This window comes from Microbacterium sp. K35 (assembly GCF_004794375.1).
In the GTDB taxonomy this organism is placed as follows: Bacteria; Actinomycetota; Actinomycetes; order Actinomycetales; family Microbacteriaceae; genus Microbacterium; species Microbacterium sufflavum.
The window spans coordinates 1-6665 of record NZ_SSDM01000290.1 but is presented as its reverse complement, the minus strand read 5'-3'; the positions used below and the strand labels follow the sequence as shown (position 1 = coordinate 6665).

The window sequence follows — 6665 nt, the reverse complement described above, 5'->3', positions numbered from 1 at the left end:
GCTGCTGATCGACGAGCCCACCCGCGGCATCGACGTCGGCACCAAGTCCGAGGTGCACCGGCTGCTCTCCCAGCTCGCCGGCCAGGGCATGGGCATCCTCATGATCTCGTCGGAGCTGCCCGAGGTGCTCGGCATGGCCGACCGCGTGCTGGTGATGCGCGAGGGCCGCATCACCGCCGAGATCCCCCGCTCGGAGGCCACCTCCGAGAACGTCATGTTCGCCGCGACGCACGCATCGGAGCTCTCCTCGTGACCACCGCCATCCCCGTCTCCGCGCTCACCACGCGCATCTCCGGCATCGGCAGGGCGCGCGAGTTCGGCATCCTGCTCGCCCTGGTGCTCGTGATCACCGCCGCGACCCTCAACAACCCGAAGTTCCTGTTCAGCGCCGACGGCTGGCGCGACCTGCTGCTCACGCCCTCGATCCTCGTGCTCGTCGCGGTCGGTCAGGCCATCGTGCTCATCACCCGCAACGTCGACCTCTCCGTCGGCTCGGTCATGGGCCTCACGGCCTACCTCACCGGACGGCTCTTCATCGACGTGCCCGGCATCCCCATCGTGCTCGTCGTGATCGCCGCCGTCGTGCTCGGCGCCCTCCTCGGACTCATCAACGGCGCCCTCGTCGCCTACGCGAAGGTGCCCGCCATGGTCATCACGCTCGGCACGCTCTACGCCTACCGGGGCATCAACGTGCTGTGGACCGGCAGCGACCGCGTCAACGCCTCCGACCTCCCCCGCGACTTCCTGGCGCTGGGCACCGGACAGCTCCTGGGCATCCCGATCCTCGCGGTCGTCGCCGTGATCGTGCTCGCCGCGGCCGCCTGGTACCTGAAGAACACGCGCGGCGGGCGGGAGTTCTACGCGATCGGCTCCGACCCCGCAGCCGCCGAGCTGTACGGCCTGCGCGTCACGCGCCGCGTGCTGACCGCGTTCGTCCTGTCGGGTGCGCTCGCCGGGCTCGCCGGGGTGTTCTACGCGGCACGCTACGGCACCATCAACTCCCAGGCCGGAGCCGGATGGGAGCTCGACGCGGTCGGCGCCGCGGTGATCGGCGGCGTCGCCATCACGGGCGGCATCGGCTCGGTCTGGGGTGCGGCGATCGGAGCCGTGCTGCTGCTCACCATCAACCGTGCCCTGCCGATCCTCGGCATCCCCGACTTCTGGCAGCGCGCCGTCGTCGGCCTGCTCATCATCGGCGCCATCGTGCTCGACCGCGTGCTCGCGGTCCGGCAGAGACGGCGGCTCATCGAGGCGAGGGACCAGTCATGACCACCGCGACCACCACCACCGCGAGCGCCCGCGTCATCCGCGACTACGACAAGCCGCTGTGGCGCCGGCTGCTCCTCACGCGCGAGGCCGCGATCGTCGGGCTGCTGATCGTCGTGGCCGTCGTGGCCGCCACGAGCATCCGCGGCTTCGGTCAGCCGATCACCCTCACCTACCTGCTGCTCGACATCGCCCCGATCCTGCTGATCGCGCTGCCGATGACGCTGATCATGATCACGGGCGAGATCGACCTCTCGGTCGGCAGCATGGTCGGACTGTCCAGCGTGGTCACCGGAGCGCTCGTGCAGGGCGGCCTCCCGTTCGAGATCGCCGCGCTCGCCGCGCTCGCGGTCGGCATCGTCGGCGGCGCGTTCAACGGCTTCCTGGTAACCGTCGTCGGGCTCCCCTCGCTCGCGGTCACGATCGGCACGCTCGCGCTCTACCGCGGCCTCGCGGTGGGCCTGCTCGGCACGGCCGCCGTCACCGACTTCCCGGAGTTCTGGAGCGACCTCGCGAAAGCCAAGATCGCCGGCACGCCCATCCCCGTCATCACCATCCCGTTCCTGGTGCTGGTGGCCGTGTTCGCGGTCCTGCTGCACTTCACCCCGTTCGGTCGCGGCGTGTACGCGGTGGGACTGTCGAAGGACGCGGCGCACTTCTCCGGCGTGCACGTCGAGCGCACCAAGCTCGTGCTCTTCGTGCTCTCCGGCGCGGTCGCCGCCTTCGCCGGCATCTTCTACACGCTCCGCTACGGCAGCGCCCGCGGCGACAACGCCACCGGCCTCGAGCTCCAGGTGATCGCCGCCGTCGTCCTCGGCGGGGTGTCCGTCTTCGGCGGTCGCGGCAAGATCTACGGCGTCATCGCCGCCGCCTTCCTCATCGGGGCGCTCGCGAGCGCGCTCCGCCTGGTGAACGTCACCTCCGACGTCATCAACATCATCACCGGCACGCTCCTCGTGATCTCGGTGGTGGCCGCAAGCGTCCTGGCCTGGCTGCAGAGAGCTCGCCGCCGACCGGGCAGAACCCCCGCCGGTGCCGGCACCACAGCGCCAGGGGCACCGATGGACGCCGCGACCGCGGCATCCCCCGACGAAAGGAACGAACAATGACGTTTGCACGCAAGCGCGTGACCGCCTTCGCCGCCCTCGCGGTGGCCGCGGCGGTCGCCCTCACCGGCTGCGCCGGATCCGGCGACGGCGGCAGCGGCAGCGGCGGAGAAGGCGGCGGCGACGCCTCGATCACCTTCCTGCCCAAGAACCTCGGCAACCCGTACTTCGACACGTCCAGCGAGGGCGGCAAGAAGGCCGTCGAGGAGTTCGGCGGCACGTTCTCCGAGGTGGGACCGGCCGAGGCCACGCCCGACGCCCAGGTCAGCTACATCAACACCGCCACGCAGCAGGGCGTCGGCGCGCTCGTCGTCTCGGCGAACGACCCCAAGGCCATCTGCGACGCCCTGAACGAGGCCCGCGACGCGGGTGTCAAGGTCGTCACGTTCGACTCCGACACCAACACCGAGTGCCGCGACCTGTTCATCAACCAGGCCGACTCCGAGGGCATCGCGAAGGTGCAGATCGACCAGATCGCCGAGCAGATCGGCGGCGCGGGCGAGATCGCGATCCTCTCCGCCTCGGCCAACGCGACCAACCAGAACGCCTGGATCGACCTGATGAAGGAGTACGTCGCGAGCGACTACCCCGACATCACGATCGTCGAGACCGTGTACGGCGACGACGACGACCAGACGTCCTTCGACAAGACCGCGGCACTGCTGCAGAGCCACCCCGACCTGAAGGGCATCGTGTCGCCCACCACGGTCGGCATCGCGGCCGCCGCGCGCTACCTCTCCACGTCCGACTACAAGGGCACCGTGGCCCTCACCGGGCTCGGCACCCCGAACCAGATGCGCGAGTACGTGGAGGACGGCACCGTCACGTCGTTCGCGCTGTGGAACCCGGAAGACCTCGGCTACCTCGCCGCGTTCGCCGCCCACGCCCTCATCGCCGGCGACATCACCGGCAAGGAAGGCGACACGTTCGACGCGGGCGACCTCGGCGAGTACACGGTCGGCGCCGACGGCGTCGTGCTGCTGGGCGACCCGTTCGTGTTCGACGCCGACAACATCGGCGACTTCGACTTCTGAGTCGCCCGTCCGGCCGGTGCCGCGTGGCACCGGCCGGACACCGAAAGGACCCTCATGACCCGCGTGGCCTTCCAGCTCCAGGTGCGCCCCGAGCTGCTCGACGAGTACGTGGCCAGGCACTCCCCCGTGCGGCCGGAGATGCTGGCGGAGATCGCCGCCGCCGGACGACGCGACTACAGCCTCTTCCTCGGCGCCGGCGGCACGCTCTTCGGCTACTACGAGACCGACGACGACCGGGCGGCCCAGGCGTACCTCGCCGCGTCGCCCGTCGCCGCGCGGTGGGAGGCCGAGATGAGCCGCTTCTTCGCGGGCCTCGACGGCCGCCCCGATCAGGCCGCCACCTCCCTCACCGAGGTATTCCACCTCGAAGACCAGCTCGCCGCGGCGAGCGCCACCGACTCCTCCGCCACCACCGACACCGAAGGCCGTGCATCGTGAGCATCCTCACCCCCGACATCCTCGCCGCGCTCGAGAAGCAGAGCATCGAGCTGCCCAGCTGGGCCTTCGGCAACTCCGGCACCCGGTTCAAGGTGTTCGGCACGCCGGGCACCCCGCGCGACCCCTACGAGAAGATCGCCGACGCCGCCCAGGTGCACGCGCACACCGCCCTCGCGCCGACCGTGGCGCTGCACATCCCGTGGGACCTGGTCGACTCCTTCGACGACCTGCGCCGTCACGCCGAAGACCACGGCGTGACGCTCGGCACCGTCAACTCCAACACCTTCCAGGACGACGACTACAAGTTCGGCGCGCTCACGCACGAGGACGCCGCGATCCGCCGCAAGGCCATCGACCACCACCTCGCGTGCATCGACGTCATGGACGCCACGGGCAGCCGCGACCTGAAGATCTGGCTCGCCGAGGGTTCCAACTACCCCGGGCAGGCCGATCTGCGCGGTCGTCAGGACCGCCTGCACGACTCGCTGCAGCAGATCTACGCGCGCCTCGGCGACGACCAGCGGCTCGTGCTCGAGTACAAGTTCTTCGAGCCCGCGTTCTACCACACCGATGTGCCGGACTGGGGAACGTCGTACGCCCAGGTGAGCGCGCTCGGTGACAAGGCCCTCGTGTGCCTCGACACCGGTCACCACGCGCCGGGCACGAACATCGAGTTCATCGTGATGCAGCTGCTGCGGCTCGGCAAGCTCGGCTCGTTCGACTTCAACTCCCGCTTCTACGCCGACGACGACCTCATCGTGGGCGCGGCCGACCCGTTCCAGCTGTTCCGCATCCTGTTCGAGGTGATCCGCGGTGGCGGCCTGAACAATCCCGACGTCGCCTTCATGCTGGACCAGTGCCACAACGTCGAGGACAAGATCCCCGGGCAGATCCGTTCCGTGCTGAACGTGCAGGAGATGACCGCGCGTGCCCTGCTGGTGGACCGCGAGGCGCTGTCTGCCGCGCAGCGCTCGGGCGACGTGCTGACGGCGAACGCCGTGTTCATGGACGCGTTCTCGACCGATGTGCGCCCGGCGCTCGCGGAGTGGCGCGAGTCGCGCGGCCTGCCGGCCGACCCGATGGCCGCCTACGCGGCGTCCGGGTACCAGCAGCGCATCGCCGAGGAGCGCGTGGGCGGCGTGCAGGCCGGCTGGGGAGCCTGACCCACCGGCGCGAACCGTCGCTCGTCTGCCATGCTCGACGCATGTCCTCCCCCGACGAGAAGCCCTCCCGCCGCGGCGCGATCATCGGTCTGCTGTTCTTCGTGATCGGCACCCCGCTCGCGGTCTGGCTGCTGTACACGGTGCTGCCGTGAGCGCGGACCTCCACATCGCCGACCGGGTGCTGGACGGACCGCACGGCGCGCTGCGCGTGCGCCTCTACACCCCGGCGTCGCCGACCGGCGCGGGTCTCGTCTGGGCGCACGGCGGAGGCTTCGCGGGCGGCGACCTCGACATGCCGGAGGCGGATGCGGTGGCGCGGGCCTTCGCGGCGCACGGCATCGTCGTCGTGAGCGTGGACTACCGCCTGGCGCCGATGACCCCGGACTGGACGAGCCGTCTGGGCTCGCCGGAGCGCGGCGGCATCCACTACCCGGTGCCGCACGACGAGATGGTCGCCGCGTTCCGCTGGGCCGTGTCCTCCGGGATCGCCGCGCGGGGATGGGCGATCGGCGGCGCGAGTGCGGGCGGCAACCTCGCCGCCGGCGCCGCCCTGCGACTGACCCACGACGGCGGACCGGTCCCGGGCCTCGCGGTCCTGGCCTACCCGACGCTCCAGGCCGTTCAGGACGCCCCCACCCGCGAGCTGCGCGCCCTGCTGGACGCGCAGCCGGACGCCGACGTCTTCACCGCCGCGTTCGTGCGCGGCATGTACGAGAACTATCTGGGCGGACCGCTGGACGGCGCCGACGTCTACGCGATCCCGGGGACCGCCGCGCCCGCGCAGCTCGCGGGCTTCCCCCCGACGATCATGGTCAACGACGAGACGGACGAGCTGCGCATGTCGGGAGAGGCCTTCGCGCGCGCCCTCTCGGCCGCCGGCGTCGACGTCGACGTGTCGACCGAGCCGGGCACCACCCACGGGCACCTCAACCGCCCGGACGCCCCGGCGTTCGCGGCCACCGTCGAGCGCTTCGCCGAGCGCCTGCGACAGCTTCCCTGAGGTGCCGGGCGCCGTGGCCGCCTCAGCGGCTGGTGTAGCCGCCGTCGATGGGGAGCGAGACGCCCGAGATCATCGCGGCGCCGTCGCCCAGCAGGAAGACGATGGGCGCGGCGATGTCGTCTTCGGTGGCCCACCGGTGCAGAGGCATCGCGTCGAGGAAGGGATCCTCGATCTCGGGGCGTCCCCAGTACCAGGCCGACATCGGCGTCATCACCACGGTCGGGTTGACGCTGTTGACCCGGATGCCGTGGCCGCCCAGCTCGAGCGCCGAGACGCGCGTGATGTTGTCGAGCGCCGCCTTGGACGAGCCGTAGGAGATGTGCCCGGCGAGGGCGACGAGGCTCGCCTGGCTCGACACGTTCACGATCGCGCCGCCCTTGCCCCCGCGGATCATCTCGCGCGAGGCGTACTTGGTCACCAGCAGGGCCCCGCGCGCGTTGATGCTCATGACCCGGTCGAACACCGAGATGTCGGTGTCCATGGGGGTGGCGATCTCGCCGCCCCAGCCGCCGCAGTTGACGACGCCGTAGAGGTCGCGGCCCTCGATCGCCGCGCGGATCTCGCCCTCGTCCTCGAGGTCGAAGGCGAGCGGCGTGGCGCCGGTCTCGCGTGCGATGTCGGCGACGCTCTCCGCGGTGCGGCCCGCGGCGAGCACGTC

At 71.0% G+C, this 6665-nt stretch carries 7 protein-coding genes and 1 pseudogene; 7 read left to right on the top strand and 1 reads right to left on the bottom strand.

Annotated elements, in window-relative coordinates:
* From DW299_RS11295 to DW299_RS11265, 7 genes and pseudogenes are all read left to right on the top strand, one after another.
* Positions 1–253 (top strand): annotated as a pseudogene (locus tag DW299_RS11295) (D-xylose ABC transporter ATP-binding protein); the annotation flags it as partial.
* The gene (locus DW299_RS11290; protein WP_240744485.1) at positions 250–1269 is read left to right on the top strand and encodes an ABC transporter permease; all 1020 of its coding nucleotides are present in this window, start codon (positions 250–252) and stop codon (positions 1267–1269) included. The pseudogene DW299_RS11295 and the gene DW299_RS11290, both read left to right, overlap by 4 nt.
* Positions 1266–2375: an ABC transporter permease gene (locus DW299_RS11285; RefSeq protein ID WP_136036640.1), complete on the top strand. Its 1110-nt coding sequence runs from the start codon at positions 1266–1268 to the stop codon at positions 2373–2375. The genes DW299_RS11290 and DW299_RS11285 overlap by 4 nt, the downstream gene beginning before the upstream one ends.
* Positions 2372–3406, top strand: a complete 1035-nt coding sequence (gene rhaS, locus DW299_RS11280; protein ID WP_136028676.1) for a rhamnose ABC transporter substrate-binding protein — start codon at positions 2372–2374, stop codon at positions 3404–3406. Before DW299_RS11285 ends, rhaS begins: the two co-directional genes overlap by 4 nt.
* 54 nt (positions 3407–3460) lie before the next feature.
* Positions 3461–3844, top strand: coding sequence for an L-rhamnose mutarotase (locus DW299_RS11275; RefSeq protein ID WP_136036639.1), 384 nt, complete (start codon positions 3461–3463; stop codon positions 3842–3844).
* The gene (gene rhaI, locus DW299_RS11270; protein WP_136028674.1) at positions 3841–5007 is read left to right on the top strand and encodes an L-rhamnose isomerase; all 1167 of its coding nucleotides are present in this window, start codon (positions 3841–3843) and stop codon (positions 5005–5007) included. Before DW299_RS11275 ends, rhaI begins: the two co-directional genes overlap by 4 nt.
* Before the next feature lie 148 nt (positions 5008–5155).
* Positions 5156–6007 (top strand): alpha/beta hydrolase fold domain-containing protein, encoded by an 852-nt coding sequence (locus tag DW299_RS11265; protein ID WP_240745383.1) that lies wholly within the window; start codon positions 5156–5158, stop codon positions 6005–6007.
* A gap of 22 nt (positions 6008–6029) precedes the next feature.
* Here DW299_RS11265 and DW299_RS11260 read toward each other — a convergent pair.
* Positions 6030–6665, bottom strand: a 636-nt coding sequence (locus DW299_RS11260) for an SDR family oxidoreductase (RefSeq protein WP_136036638.1), incomplete at its 5' end; no start/stop codon positions are given.